The organism is Paenibacillus whitsoniae (assembly GCF_003955665.1).
In the GTDB taxonomy this organism is placed as follows: Bacteria; Bacillota; Bacilli; order Paenibacillales; family NBRC-103111; genus Paenibacillus_E; species Paenibacillus_E whitsoniae.
Genome location: NZ_RXHU01000014.1, coordinates 1 through 23,810 on the forward strand (window position 1 = coordinate 1; position 23,810 = coordinate 23,810).

General features: G+C 48.3%; 20 protein-coding genes. 15 read left to right on the forward strand and 5 right to left on the reverse strand.

Translation table 11 applies throughout. The features are described 5' to 3' along the window. The 11 genes from EJQ19_RS04065 to bshB2 form a co-directional block, all read left to right on the forward strand. A partial coding sequence (locus EJQ19_RS04065) for a Ger(x)C family spore germination protein (protein WP_164716304.1) occupies positions 1-1,165 on the forward strand: 1,165 nt, incomplete at its 5' end. A 17-nt stretch (positions 1,166-1,182) separates the two neighbouring features. After that, complete coding sequence (locus EJQ19_RS04070; protein ID WP_126139922.1) at positions 1,183-1,383, forward strand: CLC_0170 family protein; 201 nt, start codon at positions 1,183-1,185, stop codon at positions 1,381-1,383. Between the two features lie 164 nt (positions 1,384-1,547). Beyond that, entirely contained in the window at positions 1,548-1,799 is a 252-nt protein-coding gene (locus tag EJQ19_RS04075; RefSeq protein ID WP_126139923.1) for a YolD-like family protein, read from the forward strand. A gap of 274 nt (positions 1,800-2,073) precedes the next feature. Beyond that, entirely contained in the window at positions 2,074-3,180 is a 1,107-nt protein-coding gene (locus EJQ19_RS04080) for a GerAB/ArcD/ProY family transporter (protein ID WP_164716305.1), read from the forward strand. A gap of 17 nt (positions 3,181-3,197) precedes the next feature. Continuing rightward, positions 3,198-4,760, forward strand: a complete 1,563-nt coding sequence (locus EJQ19_RS04085) for a spore germination protein (RefSeq protein ID WP_241242724.1) — start codon at positions 3,198-3,200, stop codon at positions 4,758-4,760. A 22-nt stretch (positions 4,761-4,782) separates the two neighbouring features. Next, positions 4,783-5,982 carry a Ger(x)C family spore germination protein gene (locus EJQ19_RS04090; protein ID WP_126139925.1) on the forward strand — a complete coding sequence of 400 codons (1,200 nt, stop codon included), beginning with the start codon at positions 4,783-4,785 and terminating at the stop codon, positions 5,980-5,982. A gap of 6 nt (positions 5,983-5,988) precedes the next feature. Next, the gene (locus EJQ19_RS04095) at positions 5,989-6,222 is read left to right on the forward strand and encodes a hypothetical protein (RefSeq protein WP_126139926.1); all 234 of its coding nucleotides are present in this window, start codon (positions 5,989-5,991) and stop codon (positions 6,220-6,222) included. Positions 6,223-6,333: 111 nt separating this feature from the next. Further along, positions 6,334-7,206 carry a DUF4846 domain-containing protein gene (locus tag EJQ19_RS04100; protein WP_126139927.1) on the forward strand — a complete coding sequence of 291 codons (873 nt, stop codon included), beginning with the start codon at positions 6,334-6,336 and terminating at the stop codon, positions 7,204-7,206. Positions 7,207-7,393: 187 nt separating this feature from the next. After that, positions 7,394-8,176 (forward strand): SDR family oxidoreductase, encoded by a 783-nt coding sequence (locus EJQ19_RS04105; protein ID WP_126139928.1) that lies wholly within the window; start codon positions 7,394-7,396, stop codon positions 8,174-8,176. Positions 8,177-8,211: 35 nt separating this feature from the next. After that, complete coding sequence (locus EJQ19_RS04110; protein ID WP_126139929.1) at positions 8,212-8,556, forward strand: YojF family protein; 345 nt, start codon at positions 8,212-8,214, stop codon at positions 8,554-8,556. 22 nt (positions 8,557-8,578) lie between these two features. Further along, positions 8,579-9,235 (forward strand): bacillithiol biosynthesis deacetylase BshB2, encoded by a 657-nt coding sequence (gene bshB2, locus EJQ19_RS04115; protein WP_126139930.1) that lies wholly within the window; start codon positions 8,579-8,581, stop codon positions 9,233-9,235. A gap of 27 nt (positions 9,236-9,262) precedes the next feature. On the opposite strand, the gene EJQ19_RS04120 is transcribed toward bshB2, so the two are convergent. Then, positions 9,263-10,465: a bacillibactin exporter BcbE gene (locus EJQ19_RS04120; protein ID WP_126139931.1), complete on the reverse strand. Its 1,203-nt coding sequence runs from the start codon at positions 10,463-10,465 to the stop codon at positions 9,263-9,265. 175 nt (positions 10,466-10,640) lie between these two features. On the opposite strand from EJQ19_RS04120, the gene EJQ19_RS04125 reads away from it, so the two are divergent. Continuing rightward, positions 10,641-12,032 carry an amino acid permease gene (locus EJQ19_RS04125; RefSeq protein ID WP_126139932.1) on the forward strand — a complete coding sequence of 464 codons (1,392 nt, stop codon included), beginning with the start codon at positions 10,641-10,643 and terminating at the stop codon, positions 12,030-12,032. A gap of 8 nt (positions 12,033-12,040) precedes the next feature. Here EJQ19_RS04125 and EJQ19_RS04130 read toward each other — a convergent pair whose 3' ends face one another. Further along, positions 12,041-12,667, reverse strand: a complete 627-nt coding sequence (locus EJQ19_RS04130) for a LysE family transporter (RefSeq protein ID WP_126139933.1) — start codon at positions 12,665-12,667, stop codon at positions 12,041-12,043. 148 nt (positions 12,668-12,815) lie between these two features. After that, positions 12,816-13,181 (reverse strand): hypothetical protein, encoded by a 366-nt coding sequence (locus tag EJQ19_RS04135; RefSeq protein WP_126139934.1) that lies wholly within the window; start codon positions 13,179-13,181, stop codon positions 12,816-12,818. Positions 13,182-13,403: 222 nt separating this feature from the next. Here EJQ19_RS04135 and EJQ19_RS04140 point away from each other — a divergent pair, with 222 nt between their 5' ends. Next, a complete protein-coding gene (locus EJQ19_RS04140; protein WP_164716306.1) occupies positions 13,404-17,015 on the forward strand; it encodes an NHL domain-containing protein in 3,612 nt (1,203 codons plus the stop codon). A gap of 84 nt (positions 17,016-17,099) precedes the next feature. Here the strand turns inward: EJQ19_RS04140 and EJQ19_RS04145 are convergent, their stop codons facing one another. Beyond that, entirely contained in the window at positions 17,100-18,746 is a 1,647-nt protein-coding gene (locus EJQ19_RS04145) for a DUF2339 domain-containing protein (RefSeq protein ID WP_126139936.1), read from the reverse strand. Between the two features lie 196 nt (positions 18,747-18,942). Here EJQ19_RS04145 and EJQ19_RS04150 point away from each other — a divergent pair, with 196 nt between their 5' ends. Then, positions 18,943-20,904, forward strand: a complete 1,962-nt coding sequence (locus EJQ19_RS04150; RefSeq protein WP_126139937.1) for an elongation factor G — start codon at positions 18,943-18,945, stop codon at positions 20,902-20,904. Positions 20,905-20,922: 18 nt separating this feature from the next. Here EJQ19_RS04150 and spoVB read toward each other — a convergent pair whose 3' ends face one another. Then, positions 20,923-22,461, reverse strand: coding sequence for a stage V sporulation protein B (gene spoVB / locus EJQ19_RS04155; RefSeq protein WP_126139938.1), 1,539 nt, complete (start codon positions 22,459-22,461; stop codon positions 20,923-20,925). Positions 22,462-22,683: 222 nt separating this feature from the next. On the opposite strand from spoVB, the gene EJQ19_RS04160 reads away from it, so the two are divergent. Further along, positions 22,684-23,757 (forward strand): YheC/YheD family protein, encoded by a 1,074-nt coding sequence (locus EJQ19_RS04160; RefSeq protein ID WP_164716307.1) that lies wholly within the window; start codon positions 22,684-22,686, stop codon positions 23,755-23,757. Positions 23,758-23,810 lie beyond the last annotated feature (53 nt).

Sequence of the window (23,810 nt, forward strand, 5' to 3'; positions counted from 1 at the left end):
GCTGACTGGCTGCTGGGATCGACTGGAGATCGAAGATCGGGCCGTCGTGCTGGCGATTGGCATTGATAGTGCGAAACCGGGTGATGAAAAGGAAACCAGCAATTCCACGCATATTCTCAAGCCGGATACCGAGAGCAGTAAGGGACTTATTCGTATCACTGTTCAAATTGCTGTCCCTGGCCGAATTCCGCTAGGGACTGGAGACGGTTCAGGTGGACCTGCCGGAGCAAAACCGGTTTGGGTTTTATCCAGTGTCGGATACACCGTAGAGGATGCTATTACGAATCTTCAGCAGCAGCTTGCAGATGAGTTATTTTTAGGCCATTTACGGGTCATTGTCATCTCGGAAGACGTCGCAAAAAAAGGAATTGAGAATGAAAACGACTTCTTTCGCAGGCAACCGCAAGTCAGACGAACCGTTTGGATGGTTGTATGCAAAGGCAGCGCGGCTGACATTATGAATGCCACACCGCAATTAGAACGTGTACCGACGTTGTATTTGTTAGCCACTTTGGAGCATGCCAGAGAGATGGGCAAGCTTCCCAACATTTTTATGGGCGTTTTTTTCAGTGCCAGTTCTTCCAAAGGGAAAGAAGGCATGATTCCTTATTTGGTATTAAAGAAGGAATCCAACATTGAAATCGCCGGGATGGCTTATTTTAAAAACGATATCATGGTCGGCACCACAACAGCCTTGCAAATCGGACATTATATGGCAATCAAGGAAATCAACCCAGGAGGGTACAAGGTTCTGTTGCAAATGCCAGACTCAAAAACAATGGTCATCTTCAAATCTACACATCGGAAGGCAAAAATAACGACAACCATCCAAAATGGCAAGGTTCATGCCTTCGTTAAATGTCAAATCGAGGGTGATTTAGTTGAAAAATCGAATGAAAATGTCCTCATTACAAAGGAAAACTTGAAGAAGTTGGAGGAAAAAATTCAATCAGACGGAACGATCGGTTTTAAAAAATTAATCCAGCAGACGCAAAAGAATGGCAGCGATATTTTCGGTTTCGGGGAATATGTGCGCGCGACGCAGCCTGCTTACTGGAACAAGGAAGTTAAAACGAAGGAAGCGTGGGAGGAACAGTATAAGGAAATGTCCCTTGATCTCACACTTCAGATTAAAATTAGACGTGTTGGAACGAAAACCAATTAAGGAGGAATCGGCCGCCAATGATTACCTTTAACAATTATACGATTTTACTTCTGTTGATCACGGGGCTGCTTATTTTGGTTTTCGATGTGAAGAATTATGGGAAAGCCAATATGCCTAAAGAGAAAAAAGTGGCGGTCATCGCCGGTTGTTTGAATATCTCTTTGGGCGTCATTTCGTTCCTTGGTTATTTGGCGTATGAGAAGTGGTTTTGGAAATAAATCAGAAGTCGATGTGGACAATGGCGTCTAGCAAATGAGGTTTGCTCACAGGATGAAAAAACGGTAACATAAAGAAATGGCGGTCAGGGAGTTTATCTCGTGCCGCCATTTTTCTTTTATGGCCGCCTTCATCGTCGGTTCAAAAAACATGGGAGGTTCCAACTATGGCAAAAGCAAAGATCCCCAAGCGACCAACTCGTGATGAGTTTGTATTAGAGGAACTTGGAAATCAAATAACGGAAGCATACAACGAAAAATCACAAGTAGAATTAACGATCTGGGCATGGGAAGAACCGCTGCGAGGTGAAATTATTCACTTGGATTCAAGGACAGGCAAAGTTCACGTTCAAAAAGCGGCAGAAGTAATAAAAGTCCCATTTATGGACATTATGGCACTTAATTACCCGCGGGACTGAAGTAGCGACGAGCGTAGCCTCTTGGGCTTAGGAAATAAGCATTGTTCGTATAGGTCAGCTCTTTCCTATTGGAACGGGCTGGCCCTGTTGTCTTGCTCGCATTCGCATAATTTTGTTAAAAAGCAGCAAACTACAGGAAGAATTTACAATGCCAAATTCCAATATCCTACTGGGACTTGGGGGTATATGCCTACCGCAACTCAGCTTTTTTCATGATATGTGTGATTATGGGGATATTATCAGAAAATGGAACCGAAATATGAGGGAAATCATTATGATGCGAAATGTCAAAATATCCGTTAACCAATTTGCCGTCATTGTGATGATCTTTACGATTGGTACAACCATTCTGGTCATCCCGTCAGGCCTTGCAGCGGCGGCTAAACAAGATGCGTGGATAGGCGCGCTGCTTGGCGTTAGTCTGAATATAGGAATGGTCTGCTTATACAACAAAGTTGGCAGTTGTTTCCCGAACATGACATTAATCGCCTATAACGAGCAATTGTTTGGCAAATGGCTGGGGAAGCTGTTCTCTTTTGGATTTATTTTTTTCTCCTTCGTCGGAGCCACGACGGTCTTGTTTTATATGGGCAATTTCGTCACGACTCAAGTGATGCCCGATACACCGATTCAAGCGATCAATGTACTGTTTGCTCTTGTCGTCGTTATGGGCGTGCGGCTAGGTCTCGAAACGATTGCTCGTGCAGCAGAGATCTTTTTTCCATGGATCATCATTCTGTTTATAGTGTTAGTGGCGTGTCTGTTACCGGAAATAGAAGTTGAGAAGCTGCAGCCTGTATACTCTTCTGGAGGAGGGGGGCTGGTGAGAGCGGCTTTGGAAGTGGCCGGCACGTCTTCTCTGCCTTTTATCGTTCTGTTCATGATCTATCCCGTTCATGTCATCCAGATTCGCAAAGCCAAGAAAGCCTACTTGCTCGGCACCCTTTTCGGCGGACTATGCTTCGTCGTAATCACGTTCCTGTGCGTTGCGGTGCTGGGCACCAAATTGACCGAAAGACTGATGTATCCGAGCTATGTGCTCGCCAAGGAGATTAATATCGGCAACTTCTTCGAACGTGTGGAAATTCTCATCGCGGGGATCTGGTTTCTAACCGTTTTTTTCAAATTAACCTTTTACTTCTACAGCTTCGTCATAGGACTGGCCCAACTTTTGAGGATGGACGATTATCGGCCCCTGACAATGCCGCTGGGCATGATTCTGGTCGTGTATTCTCTGGTTGTTTATCCGAACGTTGCGTATATGTCCAAATTCGATTCCGAATCGTTCATCCCGTATGCGCTGACTGCTGGAGGGCTGTACCCTCTGCTCATACTGATCACTGCACGCATTCGGAAGAAAACGGGCCAGGCGAAAGCTTGAGTAGGGGGAGGAAAACATTGGGTTTCTTCAAAAGGCTATTTCAGCACAGCAGCTACTTCTCTGTGGACGCCAGTCTGCTTCCTCCGGATCTGATGCAGCCGGTTCATTCACTATCGGAGGCTATTGCTGTCAATTTCGAGAGGGTTCGGGAGGTTTTTGGACACAGCGGCGATATCGTAATGCAGACAATTCACTGGGATGCGGAAGAACCGGTTGAAATCGGCTTTATCTACATTCAAGGCCTCGTTAGCGGAGCTTTGATTCAAAACTTGCTTATGGAACAACTGAAAACGGATTCGGCCGGCTTCACGCTGAACACGATCCGCAATGCCATCAGCACGCTTGGCCAAGCACGTGAAATTTCCGACTTTGAAGCGTTGTATCAGTCCATTTTAACCGGACAAACCATTATTCTACTGAATGGATTTGCGCAAGGGTTTGCGGCACAAACCCAAGGCGGGGAGCACCGCACCGTGGAGGAACCGTCAACGCAATCCGTCGTTCGAGGACCTCGGGAAGGCTTCACGGAGCAAATCAGTACGAACACGGCGATGATCAGGCGCAAAATCAAAGATCCGAATCTTTGGGTGGAAGCGATAACGGTCGGCCGCGTGAGCCGTACGGAAGTCGTTTTGATGTACATGAACGGCATTGCCAATGAGAAGCTGGTCACGGAAGCGAGGATGCGGCTTCAGCGGATCGACATCGACGCCATCTTCGAAAGCGGAAATATCGAAGAGTTGATTCAAGATGATTCCTACTCGCCTTTCCCGACGATATACAATACGGAACGTCCGGATGTCGTTGCCGCGGGCTTAATGGAAGGCAGAATCGCTATTCTAGTCGACGGCACGCCTTTTGTGTTGATGGCGCCCGCCTTGTTCATCCAATTTTATCAATCGGCCGAAGATTATTACCAACGCGCAGATTTTGCGACATTGCTGAGACTCCTTCGGTTTGTTTGCTTTTTCATCTCGCTGCTGGCCCCTTCGCTCTATATCGGCATCACGACCTTTCATCAAGAACTTTTGCCGGCTTCTCTGCTGATCAGTCTTGCCGCGCAGCGGGAAGGAATCCCTTTCCCGGCGTTTATCGAAGCGGTCGTCATGGAGGTCACCTTCGAGATTCTTCGCGAGGCTGGCGTACGATTACCGAAAACCGTCGGACAAGCCGTATCCATTGTTGGCGCCCTTGTAATCGGCCAAGCAGCGGTTGAAGCAGGGCTTGTGTCTCCAGCGATGGTGATTATTGTGGCCATAACGGCCATCGCTAACTTTGCCATCCCTTCCTTCAATATGGGGATCTCACTCCGTATTTTGCGCTTTCTGCTGATGTTATTTGCCGCGTCCTTCGGATTGTTCGGCGTCACGGTCGGGATCATCGCCATCGTGCTGCATCTGTGCAGTTTAAGATCGTTCGGTATTCCATATATGTCGCCGATGGCTCCATTTATTATGGATGACCAGAAAGATACGATCTTTCGGTTCCCATTATGGGCATTAGTCACAAGACCGAGACTCCTCAGTCAGAAAAACAACATCCGGGAGAACAACGTTCCCTCGAATAAGCAGAAAATTTGAGCTTATAGAAAGGAGCCGCGGTATGCGCAAGCCTATCATGCTGTTCATCGTTTGTTTCCTGATGATGATCGTCCTGTCAGGCTGTTGGAGCCGACGTGAATTGAATGATTTGGCCATTGCCGTCGGCATGGGCTTTGACAAAACCAAGGACGGTGTTCAAGTCACGGTGCAAATTGTTAATCCTGGCGAAGTTGCTTCCAAGCAAGGGGCGACGGGCTTAACGACGCCTGTAAGCTCGTTCAAGACTACGTCAAAAACCATTTTCGAAGCGCTGAGGAAATTAACGAATCAAAGTCCACGCAAAGTTTATTCGTCCCATCTACGTGTTCTTGTCATTAGTGAAGCATTGGCCAGAGAGGGCATCATGCCGATTCTGGACGGGATTTCGCGAAACCATGAGATGCGGGCGGATTTTTACATTTTGGTTGCCCGAAATGCGACTGCTGAGAGCATTTTGAATACATTAACCTCCATTGAGAAAATTCCTGCCAACAAGCTGTTTTCGACCTTGGAAATGTCGGCTAAAGTATGGGCGCCTACCGTAGAAGTCAGACTCGATACACTGGTTACCGATCTGCAAACGGAAGGCAAAGATCCGGTATTGCCGGGGATCGTGTTGAAAGGGGACCCCCGCAGAGGCGATGAGAAAAGCAGTATAAACCGAATTGCTGCGACAACGATTTTGGAAAATTCGGGATTGGCCGTTTTCAAGAAAGATAAGCTGATCGGCTGGTTGAATGAGGAAGACAGTAAAGGCTACAACTACGTGACCGATAATGTCGTAAGCACGGCTGGGGAGATTTCATGTCCATCCGGAGGCATAATTGCGCTTGATGTGGTGCGCACGAAAACGAAGATGAGGGGAGATGTGGTCAATGATGAACCGCGAATCTCGATCGACATCTTTGTGGAAGAGAACGTGGGGGAAGTCCAATGCAAGATCGATCTTATGGAGCCTCAAACGATCGCTGAGCTGGAGCAGATTGCGGAGCGCGAGGTGAACAACATCATCGAGTCCGTTATCCAAAAAGTCAGAAAATATAAAGTAGACATCTTCGGCTTCGGCGATGCCATTTATCGCGCCAATCCCAAATACTGGAGCCAGCATCATCAAAACTGGCAAGAGCTATTTCTCCATTTGCCGGTCGATGTGCATACCGAGGTCAAAATTCGCCGCGTCGGCACCGTGACCGATCCCTTGGTCCAACAGGCAGAGGAGTGATAACACATGTGGTCAATCGCAATGATACTCGCAGCTTCTGCCCTCATTGGACTGCTGGAAATTCCGGCACTTTGGAAGAAAAAACAGCGCAAAGATTTCATGATCTTCTGTGGCTTGCTGCTGCTTGGATCCATACTGGGCATCGCACACAGTTTGCGGATGAAGCTGCCTAATCCGTTGGATTTCATATCTTTCGTTTTTCAGCCGATCAGCAAAGTCTTGATCCGTTGGCTTGCGTAATGCTGCAAGGCCAATGTGAACCAGGAACTCGCAGGATCGTCTATTTAATGACAACTCAATTTACCAATAATAGTGAATAAAGATAATTACCTATGGACGGAGTTGCTTTTGATGAAAAGATGGGTGACGGTGACAGCCCTTTCTGCACTGCTGCTAAGCTCTTGCTCAGCAGGCGAGGAACGGATGACAGCGGCGGGTACGACTAGGGGCACCAACTCTCACAAACAACAATTAATCCACGCGAATGGAACGAATGTGATGGAACGGATAGCCGTGCCAAACGGTTATGAACGAGTTCCCGCAGAGGAAGGGTCTTATGGGGATTATTTGCGAAAAATTCCGCTGAAGCCCCATGGCACCAAGGTGCATTTGTTTAATGGGGAGCTTAAAGCTCACGAGGTTTACGAAGCTGTGCTCGATGTGGATGTGGGGGATCGAGATCTGCAGCAGTGCGCTGATGCGGTGATGAGGCTGCGAGCGGAGTACCTGTATGGCAGCGGCCAGCATGATCAGATTCACTTCAATTTTACAAATGGCTTTAAAGCTGATTATGCGACATGGAGGAAAGGGAATCGGATTGAAGTTACCGGCAACAAGGTCTCGTGGATCAAAAAGGGAACGCCATCCGACAGCTATGAGGTCTTTCGCAGTTATCTGAACATGGTGTTTGCGTATGCGGGAACACTGTCGTTGTCGAAGGAAATGAAGCAAGTGCCGCTATCGGAGATGCAGGTTGGGGATGTGTTTCTGGAAGGGGGCACGCCGGGACATGCCGTAGTCGTATTGGACATGGCTCAGAACCCCAAGACCGGTGAAAAGCTTTTTATTTTAGCGCAGGGCTTCACGCCTGCACAAGATATACACATTCTGGAGAATGCGAGTAACGGAAAAGGGAATCCCTGGTATTCCACTGCGTTTGAGGGGAAGCTAAACTCCCCGGAATGGACATTTACAAGGGAACAACTGTATAGATTCGCAGATTGATATCTAAAAGGATATCAGGAAAGCGGCATCAAGCGCATCAAAAAAAAGGGATGACCCAATATGGTCATCTCTTTTTGCTGTGAATGGAAAAATCCAGTAAGATGCCTTTCTATCTGTATAAACTTCATGTACACTTACTGGTATGAAGTACGTTACCGTTGGAGATGAAAGGGAAGGTTGGAATCTGATGAAAATGAGCGGCAATACGGTTCTTATTACAGGCGGATCATCCGGGATTGGCTTTGAATTTGCAAGTCAGCTTTTGCAGCTAGGGAATACTGTGATTATCACGGGGCGGGATCAAGCAAGGCTTGATGCCGCTAAGAAAAAGCTGCCAACGGTGCACACGTTTCAGAGCGACGCGGGAGACCCGCAAGCAATCGCAGATTTGTATGCGGCGGTGGTGAGTCAATTTCCTAAACTCAACGTCTTGATCAATAACGCGGGTTTTATGCGAAGAATCAATCTTCATATGGCGGGTAACGACCAGGACGATTTGAATAGCGAGATCGTAACGAACCTCAGTGGTCCTATCTGGATGGTACAGCAATTTTTATCGCATCTAAAAAGGCAAGAGTCGGCTGCGATTATCAATGTATCATCGGGACTTGCGTTCGTGCCTCTTCCGATTTCGCCGATCTATTGCGCAGCGAAGGCCGGCCTTCATTCCTATACGCTTTCACTCAGAGCACAGCTTAAAAACACCAGCGTCAAAGTATTTGAGCTGGCTCCGCCGCTGACAGAAACGCCGCTTGTGGATGCATTCGATTCGGCAGAAATGGCAGGTTCAAAGGCGATGCCAGTTGCTGACATGGTGAGTTTTGCGATCACAAGAATGAAGCGTGATCACTACGAAATCCGGCCAGGGCAGAGCAACGCTTTGAAAATGCTGAGCAGGCTCGCGCCGAATTTTATTTTTAGCCAGCTCAGTAAGTCTGTGGATCACATGCTGGGCCAGACCAACAAGTAAGTTAAGTCAACCAATCCGAAAGCCGAGGGAAGAACATGCAGCTTATCGACAAAACCAAAGTCCAGCAATTGATTGATCGTTTTATCGATCAGGAGTTATATATCCATCTTGAGATGACGACGGGAGCTTACGCCGCTCATCTGGATCGTACGAAGCACCCAGCCGCGACCTTCATTTCAAACGCCATGATTCGCTATACGCACGGCTCGATTTCCGGAGACGGACCTTATCGCGTAGGCTTGAAAACCGGGCAGGGCTGGGTGTATTCCGAGGGACTAACCCACTATGAAGAGACGGAGTCCGAAAGACTTATCCTTGCTGGGCACGATGCGGCGGGGAAACTCATTGTGGCTTTACAATTAAGCCGAGAGCTATTCTAGCGTAAAGGAGAATTTGAATCAAATGGAACGACATATCTTAGTTGTGCTTCCGCATCCTGACGATGAAGCATTCAGCGCGTCCGGTACGCTTGCTATGCACCTTAAGCAAGGGACAGGCGTTACTTACGCTTGTTTGACATTAGGAGAAATGGGCCGCAACATGGGGATCCCGCCTTTTGCCAACCGAGTTTCTTTACCCGCTATACGTAAACAGGAGTTGGAAGCCTCATGCCGTGCCATTGGCATCCGGGATCTCAGATTGCTTGGATTTCACGATAAAATGATCGAATTCGAGAATAAAGCGCAGTTAGATGGAAGCATCGAAGCACTCCTAGAAGAGTTGAACCCTTCGTTAGTCATCACGTTCCATCCGACACTAAGCGTTCATCCTGATCACAACGCATGCGGGGCGGCGGTCATCCGAACGGTTGGTCGCATGCCGACCGACCGAAGGCCAACCGTGCATTGCATGGCGTTCGCTAACAATCACGAACAAGTGATCGGCAAACCCGATATTGTTAATGACGTTAAGGAATTTCTTGAACAGAAGATGGCGTCGATTCAAGCCCATAAGTCCCAGTTCCAAGCCGCCGAATTGTTAGGCAGCAAGCAATTAACCGATCAGGAAATCCAGACGCGCTTCGGAACAGAACGATTTTGGACATATCGATTCGATTAAGGAATCCGACAAGCTTGGGAATAGATGCTAAGCATTCTTGGAAGGATGAATCGTTAGAAGGGCAAGAACAGCCGCTATGAGACATGCACCTGAAATTGTGTAGAACATCGCAGCTGTAGAAGCCCTCATTAAGACAGAGGCCAGGGGAGGTCCAGCAGCAACGCCGATAAATCTCATCGAGCTATAAATCGAGGTGATGCTGCCCCTCTGCTCTTTCTCAATCCCTTCGGTTATCATGGCATCTAGACAAGGAAGCGCTCCGCCAATTCCTATTCCGCATACGCTAATCCACACCATGAGCAAAAAAATAGAACCGCCCAGTCCGCATAAGATAAGCGTCCCCGTCATGATTACAATACTTCCGAAATTCATCCATTTCATTCGCGGTTTATTTTTACCGATGACTTTACCCGTTAAATACGAGGACAAACAAAGCGCAGCAAGCGGAATTGCAAGAACGCAACCCTTGAGAATGCCGTGAAGATTATACTCATCCTCCAGGATATCGGATAAATAAAATAGCGTGCTAAAAATAACCAACATGCATATACCGCCGATGGCGAATATGCCGTACAGCCAACGCCCTTTCTTTTTAAAAATGTGTATGAGGCTCTGAAAAAAGGTGCTGAAAGGAAGGGGAGCTTGTTGTTTTTTATCGTCGGGTACTTTAACAAGGAAAACCACCATAACGAGTGAAGCGGCGCACAGAACAGGGATCGCCAGAAAGGGAAGAAACCAGACAACAAGAGCAAGTGCAGAGCCAAGAATAGGACTAAGCACTTTGCCGAATGTATTGGCAGTTTCTATTAAACCCAGCCCCTTGCTTACCTCGTCATCGCTTTTAAACATATCCCCTACTAAGGGGATTACAATAGGAAATGCTCCCGCGGCGCCAATTCCTTGAAGGAAGCGGCCGATCATAATAATGGCATAAGGCTGGTCCATCCACCAAGCTCCGAGTCCTGAAATCAAGCCTCCGATGCCGGCGAGAACTAAACTTGGAATAATCACTTTTTTTCTACCAAAACGATCTGAGAAGTATCCGGCAATAGGGATGAGCAGTATGGCGACTGCGGAGTAAATCGTAATTAATAGGCTGACTTGAAACGAACTAATCTTCAATTCGCTTCGAATGGAAGGCAGAACTGGAATGAACATGGAATTCCCAAGAGTCATAATCAGCGGAATGGACGCAATTGCAATTAAATCCCTTGTCTTTTTAGATTCCACTTTGTTACGGCACCGACTTTCCTCGAAAGAATTAGATCGTCAGATAGTATTTCCTTCCGGCATAATTCCTATTACACTGATCAGAATTCTTGTGATACATTCATGCATGAAATTGCAGGTAAGGCAAACACTAGCATTGTTTTGAAGCTCGGGCAATGTAAAGGGAGGCCGAACAATGGGTAAACGCAATAATTCTGAGAAATCAGGTTCGATGACATGGTGGCAACTTTCCTTATTTGGCGTAGCTTGTACGATCGGTACAGGCTATTTTTTAGGTTCAGGTATGGCGATGCAAATGGCTGGCGGCACCTCCATGATTCTATTCGCGCTCGCTGCAACCGGGACATATCTTGTCTTTGATGTTCTTTCCCTAATGGCCGCGGCTGACCCGCAGCAAGGTTCTTTCCGCGTATACGCCAAAAAGGCATTCGGAAGATGGGCTGGCTTCAGCAGCGGTTGGGTGTATTGGAGCTCGGAGCTGCTTATTATGGGCAGTCAATTAACCGCTTTATCCCTATTCACCAGAATTTGGTTCCCCGCTATTCCGATGTGGATATTGGCTGTCGGATACGCCGTCCTTGGACTCGGGGTCATTTTATTGGGAAGTAAGCCGTTTGAAAGGGCGGAGCATGTGTTTGCACTGATCAAAATTTCCGCGATCCTAATGTTTCTTCTAATCGCTGTTGGTGCGATTCTACATTGGATTCCAGGAAATGGACATCCACAGTTTCCGACAACGAAGCAAGCTTATATGCCGGATGGTTCTCTTGGTATTTGGTCTGCGTTTATTTATGCGTTCTATGCCTTTGGCGGGATAGAGATATTAGGGATGATGACGTTGAGGTTAAAGGATCCGCAGGAAATGCCGAAATCGGGGAAAGTTATGATCGGTGGATTGGCCTTTATCTATATAGCTTCCCTAGCATTAGCTCTGACATTGCTCAAAGCCGAACGGCTGCAGGCAAAAGAAAGTCCTTTCCAGCTTGCTTTAAGCCAGTATGATCTACCGCTCGTTCCGCACATCTTTAATGCGATTCTCATCATTGCAGGGTTTTCTACGATGGTTGCCTCCTTATTCGCAATTACAACGATTATGGTCACACTCGCGAAAGATCGGGACGCTCCGCCCATCTTTGCCAAGACAACGAATGGGAACAGAAAATTGCCTGTCTATGCAATAGGCTTTACAACTTGCGGCATCGGTTGCGCCGTGGTGATGGCTCTTCTTTTGCCTGACAGCTTGTATGCTTATATCACGACCGCAGCCGGTATCATGCTGTTATACAACTGGCTCTTCATTCTCTTATCTGCTGGCCGTTTATTAGAGCTATCCGTCTGGGGAAAAATCAAGCGGGTGGCCGGCATGGTCCTCATTCTTGCAGCGATTGTCGGAACGGTGTTCCATGGTACAAGCCGACCGGGTTTCTGGGTTAGTTTGCTCTTTATTGCCGTCATCAGTTGCTTAACGTTATGGATGACGCGGAAATGGAGACGAGGTGACACTTCCGGAGAAAAGCAAGCTAGAGAACTGGTTATTTTCGAAAGAAAAAAAGAAGGCGCGCGATAACCTGAATTTTAAAAGAACAGAGCATGAACCGCTTTTAATCCGAAGTGAGCACCAAAGCCAATCAGCGAGAGGCCGGAAAGCACGGAGATAACTGCAAGAGATTTGGGCGTTAAATAACGCCGGAAAGTGCTTGCCAATGCAGCCATGGCAATATCCCATAGGAGAATGCCTGAAAACATGGCTCCCGTATAAAGCAGCACATGATCTTTATCATAAACGGCAATCGTTTCCGCTAAAATTGAGCCATAAATGCCAATCCAGAAGAGAAGGGTAAGTGGACTGGCGATGGACATAAAAAAACCGGAAAATAACGATTTGGCTAGTGTATCAGCACTTCGGGATTGCATTTCTTGTGTCTTTCTAGCGCCAAGCAAGCTTTCAATACCGGTATACAGCAGAACGAAACAGCCGAACAACCAGAGAAACGTTTTCATGAATTCTGTAGTTAAAAAATGAATGACGCCAAAATAAATGAGCAGCATCAATAGGCCGTCAGCGAGCATAGCGCCGACGCCAACAAGCCACGCATGCCAAAAGCCCTGCTTGATCCCCTTGTCCAATTGAGCGGCGTTAATAGGTCCGATAGGGGCAGCAAGGGAGAGTCCTAGAATAAAAAAGCTGAGAATTACATTCATGGGAGGACACCATTCCTCGATCAAAGTCACTGCCCTTCAATTTTTATGTCAAGGAAACGGCTTGTATGACAATAGCTTGATCCTACTCTTCATAGGTAGAATCATTAAAAAAGCTCGGCTTTAGCCGAGCTCGTTGGCAATTGTATGTTTACATGAACGATTGATTGTTTCTGAACTCTCGAGAGGACTGATTATACGGAGTGTTGATTTGATAATTTGGCGTAAAATGAGTTTGGTGAGTTTGGGCGTTGGACAATTGGCTGCATAAATTCGAAATCTGTTGAAGTTGTTGAATTGCTGTTTGATGCCCTTGGAGTGCAGTTTGAATAATTTGCGCCGCTTGCTGCTCACGTTGAGCAAGCTGTTCAAGTTGAGCAGCGTTGGCTTGTTCTTGTCGCATTAAATTTTGGTACTGCATGGATGCTTGTTGGGTTTGTTGTGTTAATTGTTGGACTAGATTTTCACACTGGGACACAATTTGTTGCGGGGACGCTCCGTAATAATTTTGCTGCATAGGGTCAAAGACCTCCTTAGGGAATTTAAAAACCTTTGCTAGTATTCTGAACTTTCCAGATCCTTATACAACATAAAAGCACAACCTTTTGCCAACTGCTCGAATGTTCAGAATCCGTTCAAAGCTCGTTGATATACTTATTCGGAAGTATCAAAACGTATATCAACTTGAGGAGCTGACAAAATGAGAAAGGGTTCATGGATAGGAAAGTTACTGCTTTGCATGGCAGTCTTGCTGCTAATGCTGCCAGTGTTCACACCTGAAACAGGACAGGCAGCCACTGTGACGTATGGCACCACCAAGCTGGCAGGTACAGGAACTGCGGGATATGGTGGGGATGGAGGAGCGGCAACTGCGGCGAAATTGAACGGGCCTTCCGGGATTTGGCGGGACAAGGACAGCGGGGTTACCTATATCGCGGATACCCAAAATCACCGAATTCGCAAAATTGCGGCTAACGGCGACATCAGTACGGTCGCGGGAACGGGAACAGGCGGTTTCTCCGGGGACGGCGGGGACGCCACTTCGGCTATGCTGAATCAGCCGACTGATGTCATGATGGACGGAAGTGGAAACATGTACATCGCGGACAGCAACAATCAGCGGATCCGTAAGGTGAGCGCAGATGGGAAAATTAGTACGGTCGCAGGCGCGAGCACGGGGCAAGCAGGCTATAACGGTGATGGCATAGCTGCCACATCGGCCAAGTTGAACTTCCCTTACGGTGTTGCACTCGATAAAGACGGAAATTTACTGATAGCCGATACCGCTAATTCGCGAGTCCGTCAAGTGAATAAAAACACAGGCATGATCAGCACGATTGTCGGCACAGGCGTTGACGGGAATTCCGGAGACGGCGGAGCGGCGACTGGGGCTCAAATCAGTCAGCCTTTGCACCTGGCGGTTGATGTCGATGGGACGCTTTACATTGTGGATGCTGGCAACCAGAATGCTCGCAAGGTTGATTTGGAAGGAAAAATAAGCACGCTCAAAGGAAAGAATCCTACATTTCCAAACATGCAAGAGCAATACCTGGAACTCAACTATCCACAGGGGATAGCGGTGGATGGAATGGGGAACGTTTATGTCCCTGACTCGCTTAATCCTGTTGTCCGAAAACTTGGCAGCGACGGGTACGTTTACAACATTCAAACAGATCAAAAGTTCGTGCATGGCTTGAAGGTCGATGGCAACGGAACGATCTTCTTTGCCGATATGAACAACAATGCGGTTTATCAAATGACGATTCTGTCACCGGATGCCGGATTGACCAGTGTGGCTGGCCAGACGGACATTGCACCAGGGGGCGGAAGCGGCGGTAACGCCGGCAATGCAGTGGCGTGGTCCGTGAACGTGCCGAACAGCAAATCTGCCATCGGGCTAGCAGATGTCGTGCCGGCGACAGCCGCTAAAGCTAAGCTGTATAGGGACAGCGGCTTTTCATCCGAAGTGACCGGGAGCGGGACAATCTCCCTGAACGAAGGCGGTGCAACAGCCGCCTATGTGAAGGTAACGGCGGAGGATGCCATTACGGTAAAGTACTACGCGATTACCATTAACCGGGCTTCCGCGATCAGCAATAACGCCGGTCTGACCAGTGTGGCGAGCAAAACGGACAGTGCGCCCGGCGGCGGCGGCGGAGCGGAGGCGGAGAGCGCGATAACATGGTCAATTCATGTGCCAGACAGTCAGTCCACTGTGGGACTAGCCGATGTTGTTCCGGCCACCAATGCGACCTTCAAGCTATATACGGACGAAGGTTTAACTAACGAGGTGACGGGCATTGACGTCATCCCGTTAACCTCAGGAGCAGCGACAGAATTGTATATCGTCGTCACGGCGCAAGATGCGGCGACTGTGAAATATTATGCGGTGGCCGTATACCGCGCAGCTCCGCCTAGCACGAACGCCGGTATGATCAGTCTTGCCGGCAAGACGGATACCGCGCCTGGTGGCGGCAGCGGTGGGACTGCGGACAATACGGTGACGTGGTCCATTTACGTGCCCTATGGAAAATCGGCCATAGGCCGGGCGGACATCGCAGCGGAAACCGGCGCGAGCTTCCGGCTTTTTACGGATAGCGGCTTCACCGAGGAAGTAAGCGGGGACGCGGTGATCCCGTTAACCGAAGCTGGAGAAACCGCAGTCTATGTAAAGGTAACGGCGGAGGACGCCATTACGGTGCAGTATTATACGATAACGATTACCCGTGCCGCGGCACCCAGCAGCGACGCCGGTCTAAGGAGCGTGGCGGGCAAGACGGCAACCGCGCCTGCTGGCGGTAACGGAGACACGCCAACGGACTCGGTGAAATGGGCAGTTTATGTAGCCAATAACCAATCGGTTATTAGCACAGGAGATATCGTCCCAGCCGCAGGAGCAACCTACAAACTGTATGCGAACGATAGCTTCTCTGCTGAAGTGACAGGAACGGAAACGATTCATCTAACGGCTGGCGGGACGACAGTGATCTATGTAGAGGTAACCGCAGAGAACCGACTGGCTGTTAAATATTACGAGGTGAGCGTCACACGCGCTTCTGATCCCGAATCCGGAGCTGCGGCACTGTTGCTTGTTGAGCCTCAAGGCATTGAAGTATATGTGAACGGGAAGGCTGAAAAGATCGGAACCTTGTCTACAACGAAAGTCAACGATCGGACAGTAGCCACCTTGGCGTTGGACCAGCAGAAAATTTCCGATAAGCTTGCTGCGGAAGGCTGGAACGCCTTAGTGACCTTGATCCTGAACAAGGAATCAGACGTAGCAATTGCCAAATTAACCGGTGAAAACATCGGAAAGCTGAACGAATACGGAGCAACACTTGAGATGAAAACGGCGAAAGCCTCTTACAAACTTCCATCCCGGGAGTTGGATTTGTCCAAGCTGGCAGCTGCAGTAGGAATCGGTTCGGATCTTCAGCATGTAGAGGTGCAACTCGAAATTGCAGACAGCGAAGCGGATAAGGTGAAGTTGGCGGAGGATGCTGCGAAGGCAGGAGGCTTCTCGCTCGTCGTTCATCCCGTGGATTTCACCGTGAAGCTGACGCATCAGGGCAAATCCTATGAAATTCCACGATATTCCGTCTATGTGGAGAGAACCATCACCCTGCCAGATGGTATGGATGCCGGCAAAATCACAACGGGGCTCGTCGTTGAGCCAGATGGTACAACAAGGCATGTTCCTACCAAGATTGAAAAAATCGACGGCACCTATTATGCGAAAATCAACAGCCTGACGAACAGCACATACTCGGTTGTTTGGCATCCAGTGACCTTTGCGGACATGGAACAGCATTGGGCGAGGGACGCGGTGAATGATATGGGCTCGCGTTTCGTCATTCAAGGCGTAAACGACTCGGATTTCATGCCGGATGCAGACATTACGCGAGCAGAGGTTGCAGCAGTCATCGTACGTGGACTGGGATTGAAGCATGGCGAAGGCGCCAATCCCTTCAGCGATGTTCCAACTGGCGTGTGGTATGAAAGTGCTGTTCGCACGGCAAACGCCTATGGCTTGATCGATGGCTTCGAGGACGGCACGTTCCGCCCGAATGACAAGATCACACGCGAGCAAGCAATGATGATCATTGCCAAAGCCATGACCATCAGCGGTTTGAAAGATAAGCTGCAAAGACAGGGCGCTGGCGCACAGCTCAGCCAATTTGCTGACGCAGATGCAGTCGCCGCATGGGCCAAAGAGAGCGTATCCGATACGCTGCTTGCGGGTATTGTAACTGGCAGAGATGGTAAAATATTGGCTTCCCAAGCCTATGTTACTCGCGCCGAAATCGCTTTGATGGTCAGGAATCTACTTATCAAGTCACAATTAATTTAAATGACAGCTTGAAAAGCTGTCCCTAGTGCCGAGATGAATGGCTCAGGGACAGCTTCTTTGTTTGTGAAAAAGGCGGAATAGCAATCATTCTTTTTTATAGAAAAAGCGAGAAAGCAAAACGCCAATGCCGCCAAGTCCAATGAATAGTACAGCTTTGATGACGATCGAAACAGTGGGGAGGTCGAAAAAGATGACCTTCATTAACGTTAAAAACAGTAAGGCTAGACCAGCAAGGCGGACTTGTTTGATCCCTTTTGTCAGACCATAGGCTAAGACGGTGATCGCATAGCCCACCCATGCAGATGAAATGGTTAAGTGCTGTACATTTTTGCTGACGTTCACCGTTAAAGCCGTCGTTACATCTGTGATAAAGAATAAGATGAACAGGCCAAGCCCGCAGTAAATCAATTTCCTGATTATTTTCGTTTGTTCTCCAATGGGGTACTTCTTTAAAAGGACTACAATGCCAGCTAGCGTAACCAGCAAAACAATCCATATAAAGGTATTCGTTGAAGCGAGAGCCGGCATTCCTTTTGCCAAATACGCTAATCCAACTAGACAACTTAAAAGGTAAATGAGCAGTCCGTTAATTTTCTGGCATAACGATCGAATGACAAGTCCAAGAGCAAGAGCAACAAAACCCTCAACCATAAACAGTCCAATCGCCGCATCGCTTCTAACCATATTCATCGTAAAGAAAAGTAAGGCATACGAAGCAATTGCAAGGGAGAAGGGCAGAGCTTCTCGAGCATTCTTTTTCCAAAAGTAAACAGATAACGCACTATATATAAGCGAAAAGGCTAACAGGATTGCATTTATTTCCAAGTCCTCCAAGTCAAACTTAAACCAGAGTGCTGTCAGGACGAAGCTGGCTGCCAAGACACGTAATGGATGGCTCAGAACTCCTTGTCTAAGCAAGACCGCTCCAAGCAGCATAGCATGCTGAATGAGTACACCATAGGCCAGCCAACGTTCAGAGGAATACGCACCTAAACCATAAATCAAAAAGGCCGGGTGGATCAAAATAAATGACGTATAGAACAAAATGACAAAGCGTTGTTTCATTGCAACTAGCATAAAGCTGACGTATAGGAGGACTTCATACGCTACAAAGAAGGCTGTGGATGGATTGTCGCCGTTCACTAAGAATGGCGTGAGAATGCCAGCGATGCTGGCCATAACGCCTAAAGCTTGTGATTTGTACCGATAGGAGAACCAAAGGCCCAGTGCCGTCCAAAGTACATTGAGCATAAAAGCGAGCGGCGCATTGATGAAATCATACAAGTAATTAGCGGCAAAAGTGGTTAACATGAAAATGCCAATAGAACCTCCCAAAAGAACTTGGGATAATAAAGGTCGGTTTCGAATATATTGCCGTCTTCCTAGATATATGAACGCACCGCCTGCAAGCAGGCCGAGGATACATCTCATTTCTTCTGTGATATAACCGCCATCCACCGCAGCTTTAAAGCCCCAGATCAAACCGATTAAAAGAACAAACATGAACACGCGGGGCAGCCATACCCTTGCAAGGAGATGCTCCCAATCGGTTTCTTTTTTCTCGCTAATGCTTATCGTCTCCCGACGAGGAATGGTTTCCGCGGCCCTTGGATGAGAATTTGCTTCGTTTTCTATCCGCTTGGAAGCTCTATTCGTTTTTAATTCGCGTACTTCCTTTTCAAGTTCCGCAATTCGCATTTCTAGATGATCTAGCCGTTCTTCAGGATTCAAGGGGGAATGCTCCCTTCCTAATTATTGGGTTTCACGCTGTTGTTACAAATTATACAAGGCAAAAGCCGACATTAGGAAGTACTAGGTTTATGTAGTACTGCGTTAGAAGGAAGAGTGCTCTTCCCATTTTGCAAGGGGAATGAAATAATAGGAAGAGAAGCAAAGACAACTCGTCGTAAGCAAGGAGAACGTTACTATGACCAAGAAGACGATCGGCTTGTTCGCGCATGTGGATGCGGGCAAAACCACTTTCGCCGAGCAGCTGCTGTACCATACGCAGAGCATACGAGAAAGGGGAAGGGTGGACCATAAGGATGCTTTCCTGGACAGCCACGACATTGAACGGCAGCGAGGCATTACGGTGTTCGCCGACCAGGCTGTGTTCTCGTATAAAGAAACAACCTATTATTTGATTGATACGCCAGGTCACGTCGATTTCTCGCCGGAGATGGAACGCGCCTTGCGGGTGATGGATTACGCTATTCTTATCATCAGCGCAGTGGAGGGCGTCCAAGGTCACACCGAGACGGTCTGGGAGCTGCTTCATAAACACCGCGTCCCAACATTCTTGTTTATCAATAAGACGGACCGAAGCGGGGCGAATACCGCTAAAGTACTTTCTGACATCCGAGAGCAGTTGACGGGCGATGTGTGCGAGATCACCGGCCTTCTAACAGATGTATCCATCGGAGAGGCATTGCTGGAAAGCATAGCGGAGCAAGATGAGCGGCTGCTAGAGGCGTTCCTGGCCAATACGGAGGATCAAGCATTCTGGCTTCAGGAGCTGCAAACGATGATTCGGAGCCGGCAGCTGTTTCCGTGCGCTTGGGGATCTGCGTTGCAGGATGAGGGAGTGGTTGAGTTCCTTGATCAGCTGCACCTGTTAACGACAACGCATTATAACGCGCGGGCTGAGGCTCTTTTCGGAGGACACGTATATAAAATTCGTCACGACGGCAGCGGGACTAGGCTAACTTTCATGAAGGCACAGAGCGGCAAGCTGAAGGTGCGCGATGAACTCCAGTATACCTTTGGGGACGAACCCATCCGTGAGAAGATTACACGGCTGTTCCTTGTGAGCGGGACGAAAATGCAGCCGGTTGATCAGGTTGCGGCGGGTGATCTGTTTGCGTTAACGGGTCTTTCCGCCGCTGAGGCTGGCCAGGGGCTGGGCGGCTGCAGCGGTAAGATGGTTTACGACATGATGCCGACACTGAAGTCCAAGGTGGTATTCGACGCATCACTCAACGTGAAGGATGTGTTGAAGGCGTTCCGGATCCTAAACGCGGAGGATCCGTCTTTGAATGTTATCTGGGAGGAAAGCTTGCAGCAAATCCACATCAATGTAATGGGCCTTATTCAGCTGGAGGTGCTGGAGCAGCTGGTGAAAGAGCGTTTCCATCTCGACATCGCCTTCGGGAGTCCAGAGATTTTATATAAAGAAACGATTCTGTCCGCTGCAATCGGCTACGGACACTTTGAACCGCTCCGGCATTATGCGGAAGTGCATTTGCGGTTGGAGCCGGGGGAGCGGGGCAGCGGCATTACGTTCGAGAGCGCCTGCCATCTCGAGGATTTAAGTCAGGGCAACCAAAACTTGGTAAAGATGCATCTCTTTGAACGAGATCATCATGGTCTCTTGACGGGGATGCCGATAACAGATCTTAAACTTACACTCTTGAGAGGCCGTGCTCATAATGAGCATACGCACGGCGGCGATTTCCGGGAAGCGACGTTTCGCGCGCTCAGGCAGGGACTGGAGAAGTGTGACAATGTCCTCCTGGAGCCCTATTACGAGGTGAAGATCAAAGTCGAGCTGGACGATCTGGGCAGAGTGTTGTCCGATATTCAAAAGGCTTACGGCCGGTTCGACTCACCGCAAACGACGGATGCGCATGCTGTTATTACAGGAAAGGTACCGGTCGCGACGTTTATGAATTACAGTACGGAGCTCGCGTCTTTTACGCATGGGCGGGGCAGCTTGCATATGACGTTCGGCGGCTACGATCTATGTCACAATTCAGAAGAAGTGATCGAGCGAATCGGCTACCGGAAGGACGCAGATCCACTCTACACCTCGTCTTCGATCTTTTGCGCCAAAGGGAGCGGGTACACGGTGTCCTGGGACATGGCCGAAGCGAAGATGCATTTGTTATAAAATAGGCGAGGCTGCCGTTTATGAATAGATTCTTCTACTCCTTCGCTCCCAGGCTTTCGTCAAAGACAGGGCTGCAAAGTAGGCAAGCAAGGAGAAGCCGACGGAGCCGAGGACATTCCATAGCAGACGAACGTCCAAGCCATCCAGATACCTCATCGCCAGAAGCCCGCAAAACATCATGATGATCATCGAAAAAGTGACTCTCGCATAGATGCGGATATCCATGTAGAACCCGATGCTGCCGGAAATTGAGTAGAAGTTAAGCATCGTGATGAGCACAATGCTCAAGCCTAGCGCAAAAGCAATTCCTACGATGCCAAAATGGCTGCCGAGCACGTAAATAGCTGCAATCTTGAACACCGTGGTAATGACATAATTCCACAGGGTGGCATTTGCACGTCCGAGCCCCAGCAGTATGGCATGTAGCGGCGCATCGAAATAATGCAAGAAAAACATCGGCGCTAGAATCTTCAACAGCAAACCGGCTTCCGGTGCGTTATAGATGAGAGTGGTTAGCGGTGTGGACCAAACGTACAGGATGACGGTAGCCGGTGCCCCGATTAAAAGGCCAAGGCGCATGGCTTGCTCCATTCTTGTGTGCATCAACAGACTGTTCTTGTTGGCGGCCGCTTCACTAATGGCTGGGATAAGGGCGGTGGAAAGGGATTGGGTGATGAAGCTGGGCATGAAGAGCAGCGGGAACGCATATCCGGCGATCATGCCGAACTGTTTGGTAGCCAAGGCAGTACCAATGCCGGCTGCTGTCAAGCTTGTCGTAATGAGCAGTGGCTGAAAGGCGCCGTAGAGCGAGTGAACTACGCCATTGCCGGTAGTCGGCAAGCCAATCCGAAGCAGCTCCACGAGGGTTGATTTGCCATTCCGGAGATGGGCAACCCATGTCTCTCCCGGCTGTTTGACTTCTCCGCGCATCTTGTAACTGGCAAGCAGAAACAGCAGACTGCTGATTTCGCTAACCACTGAGGCGGCCATAGCGCCTGCGGCGGCATAGTGAACGCCGTAAGGCAGCAAGACGTGTACCAATGCGAGCACGCATGCGATCTGTACGGTGTTCTCCAATACATCGGATGCGGCGATGGTGTGCATCCTTTGTTTCCCGCGGTAATACCCCTTCAGAACCGCCGAAACCGCAACGATCGGCGCAATGGGCGTTATCGCGAGCATGGCGTAATACGCTCGTTGATCGCTGAGCAGTATAGATGCGATCCATTTCGAGCCGAGCAGGGAGAGGGTCGTCAATGTGATACTGAGAAAGCCGGTGATGAACAAGGAGATGTGCAGGATTCGTCTTACTTTGGTCCGATCCCCACAGGCATCAGCCTCAGCGACAAGCTTAGAAATTGCGACTGGCAGACCCAGCTCCGTAACCGTGATGACCAGCGGAACCAGGGGATGTGCCATCATCAACAGGCCGATTCCATCCGCACCCAGCACCCTGGCTACGAACATCCCGCTAATGAAGCCAAGGATGCGGTTAATAAACGCGGAGACGGATAAGAATAACGTCCCTCTCATGAAGGTTTGTGACGGTTGTGACATTGGGCATCATGTCCTCCTGTTGATCAAATACTTCCATTGTATTTCATCATTCGGAAAAAAATGTGAACGCGATTTGAGTTAATTGCTCGGCATTATGCTGAACAGACATTGTAAGCACTCGGTTCCATTAGGATTTCCAATGGCATGGGCACTCACCGTGATCAATTTAATAAAGTTGAATATGGTGTTGTAGGAAACCATATGGAACGAGGAAGTGTCAACATGAAACAACTGATTGGCATTTTATTAGATTGGGCTACTTTCAAAGGAATTCCTCGGGGCAAGACTGGATATGAAAGTTTACGCATGTACAACAAAGCCGCGAATCAGCTTCTGCTACAGCCCTTTTATATGACTTTGAATACGATAAAGGGGAAGACGGCACTTGGATACACCTTACATGGCAGGAGATATAGACTTGTAAGGCATACAATACCAGGAGTAACACATAACCGGGATATTACGGTTTCAAAAGCGAATTCATCAAAGCTATCGAAATTAGCTGAATCCACGATTTTATATAATCGGATCAACAGGTTCAGTAAGCATCGCATCCATCGCATTCTTTTAACAAATTCAGAGCTTGCAAAGCTTCTCCCGCATACCGTTGCATATTCAAAATTGAATTTGGAAAGATTGATGTTCAACCATTCAACCTTATTCATCAAGCCGACGAAGGGTAGTGTCGGGGATGGAATTGTAAAAATTACTAAAAAGAATGGCGGTTTATGGGAGATTCATCTCAAAAAAGGTAAACCCCTCCGAAAATCAATAAAGCAAACGCAGGCATTCCTCCGCAATTTTATTGGAAATAGAACCTACATTATTCAAGAAGCCATCCCGCTCGCCTTATATAAAAAGAGACCTTACGACTTGCGCGTTTCTGTTCAAAGAGGCGCGGATGGGCATTGGAAGATAACAGGTATGGTAGGAAAAGTTGCGGCAAAAGGTCGTCATGTAACGAATGTTGCAAAAGGAGGAAAAGTGAGGCGCTGCGAAGAGCTTTTCCTTGAAAGTGGATTTCCGTTCATTGAGACAAAAGAAGCGATTCAGAAATCAGCCTTACAACTCGCACAATATATAGGCGGTAAGATTCCTCATCTCGCGGATATTGGATTCGATTTGGGATTAGATAGGGACGGGAACGTGAAGTTTATCGAAATGAATGCCCGCGATCAACGGATTACCTTTAGAAAGGCTAAATTATTTCAAACATTTTACAAAACGTATCTAACGCCGCTTCAATATGGAAAATATCTTCTGGAAACTAAAAAAGGTAGAAAAGGTCTTGTCTAATCGTACAAGGTCTTTTTCTTTTGTCTACTAATTGTTTGTTCATTTTCTGTTAA

Coding starts and splice junctions, on each gene's coding strand:
- EJQ19_RS04140 (WP_164716306.1), top strand. CDS start 13,404: ATGGCAGTCTTGCTGCTAATGCTGCCAGTGTTCACACCTGAAACAGGA.
- EJQ19_RS04090 (WP_126139925.1), top strand. CDS start 4,783: ATGCGCAAGCCTATCATGCTGTTCATCGTTTGTTTCCTGATGATGATC.
- EJQ19_RS04075 (WP_126139923.1), top strand. CDS start 1,548: ATGGCAAAAGCAAAGATCCCCAAGCGACCAACTCGTGATGAGTTTGTA.
- EJQ19_RS04135 (WP_126139934.1), bottom strand. CDS start 13,181: ATGCAGCAAAATTATTACGGAGCGTCCCCGCAACAAATTGTGTCCCAG.
- bshB2 (WP_126139930.1), top strand. CDS start 8,579: ATGGAACGACATATCTTAGTTGTGCTTCCGCATCCTGACGATGAAGCA.
- EJQ19_RS04125 (WP_126139932.1), top strand. CDS start 10,641: ATGGGTAAACGCAATAATTCTGAGAAATCAGGTTCGATGACATGGTGG.
- EJQ19_RS04110 (WP_126139929.1), top strand. CDS start 8,212: ATGCAGCTTATCGACAAAACCAAAGTCCAGCAATTGATTGATCGTTTT.
- EJQ19_RS04095 (WP_126139926.1), top strand. CDS start 5,989: ATGTGGTCAATCGCAATGATACTCGCAGCTTCTGCCCTCATTGGACTG.
- EJQ19_RS04150 (WP_126139937.1), top strand. CDS start 18,943: ATGACCAAGAAGACGATCGGCTTGTTCGCGCATGTGGATGCGGGCAAA.
- EJQ19_RS04130 (WP_126139933.1), bottom strand. CDS start 12,667: ATGAATGTAATTCTCAGCTTTTTTATTCTAGGACTCTCCCTTGCTGCC.
- EJQ19_RS04160 (WP_164716307.1), top strand. CDS start 22,684: ATGAAACAACTGATTGGCATTTTATTAGATTGGGCTACTTTCAAAGGA.
- EJQ19_RS04105 (WP_126139928.1), top strand. CDS start 7,394: ATGAAAATGAGCGGCAATACGGTTCTTATTACAGGCGGATCATCCGGG.
- EJQ19_RS04070 (WP_126139922.1), top strand. CDS start 1,183: ATGATTACCTTTAACAATTATACGATTTTACTTCTGTTGATCACGGGG.
- spoVB (WP_126139938.1), bottom strand. CDS start 22,461: ATGTCACAACCGTCACAAACCTTCATGAGAGGGACGTTATTCTTATCC.
- EJQ19_RS04100 (WP_126139927.1), top strand. CDS start 6,334: ATGAAAAGATGGGTGACGGTGACAGCCCTTTCTGCACTGCTGCTAAGC.
- EJQ19_RS04080 (WP_164716305.1), top strand. CDS start 2,074: ATGATGCGAAATGTCAAAATATCCGTTAACCAATTTGCCGTCATTGTG.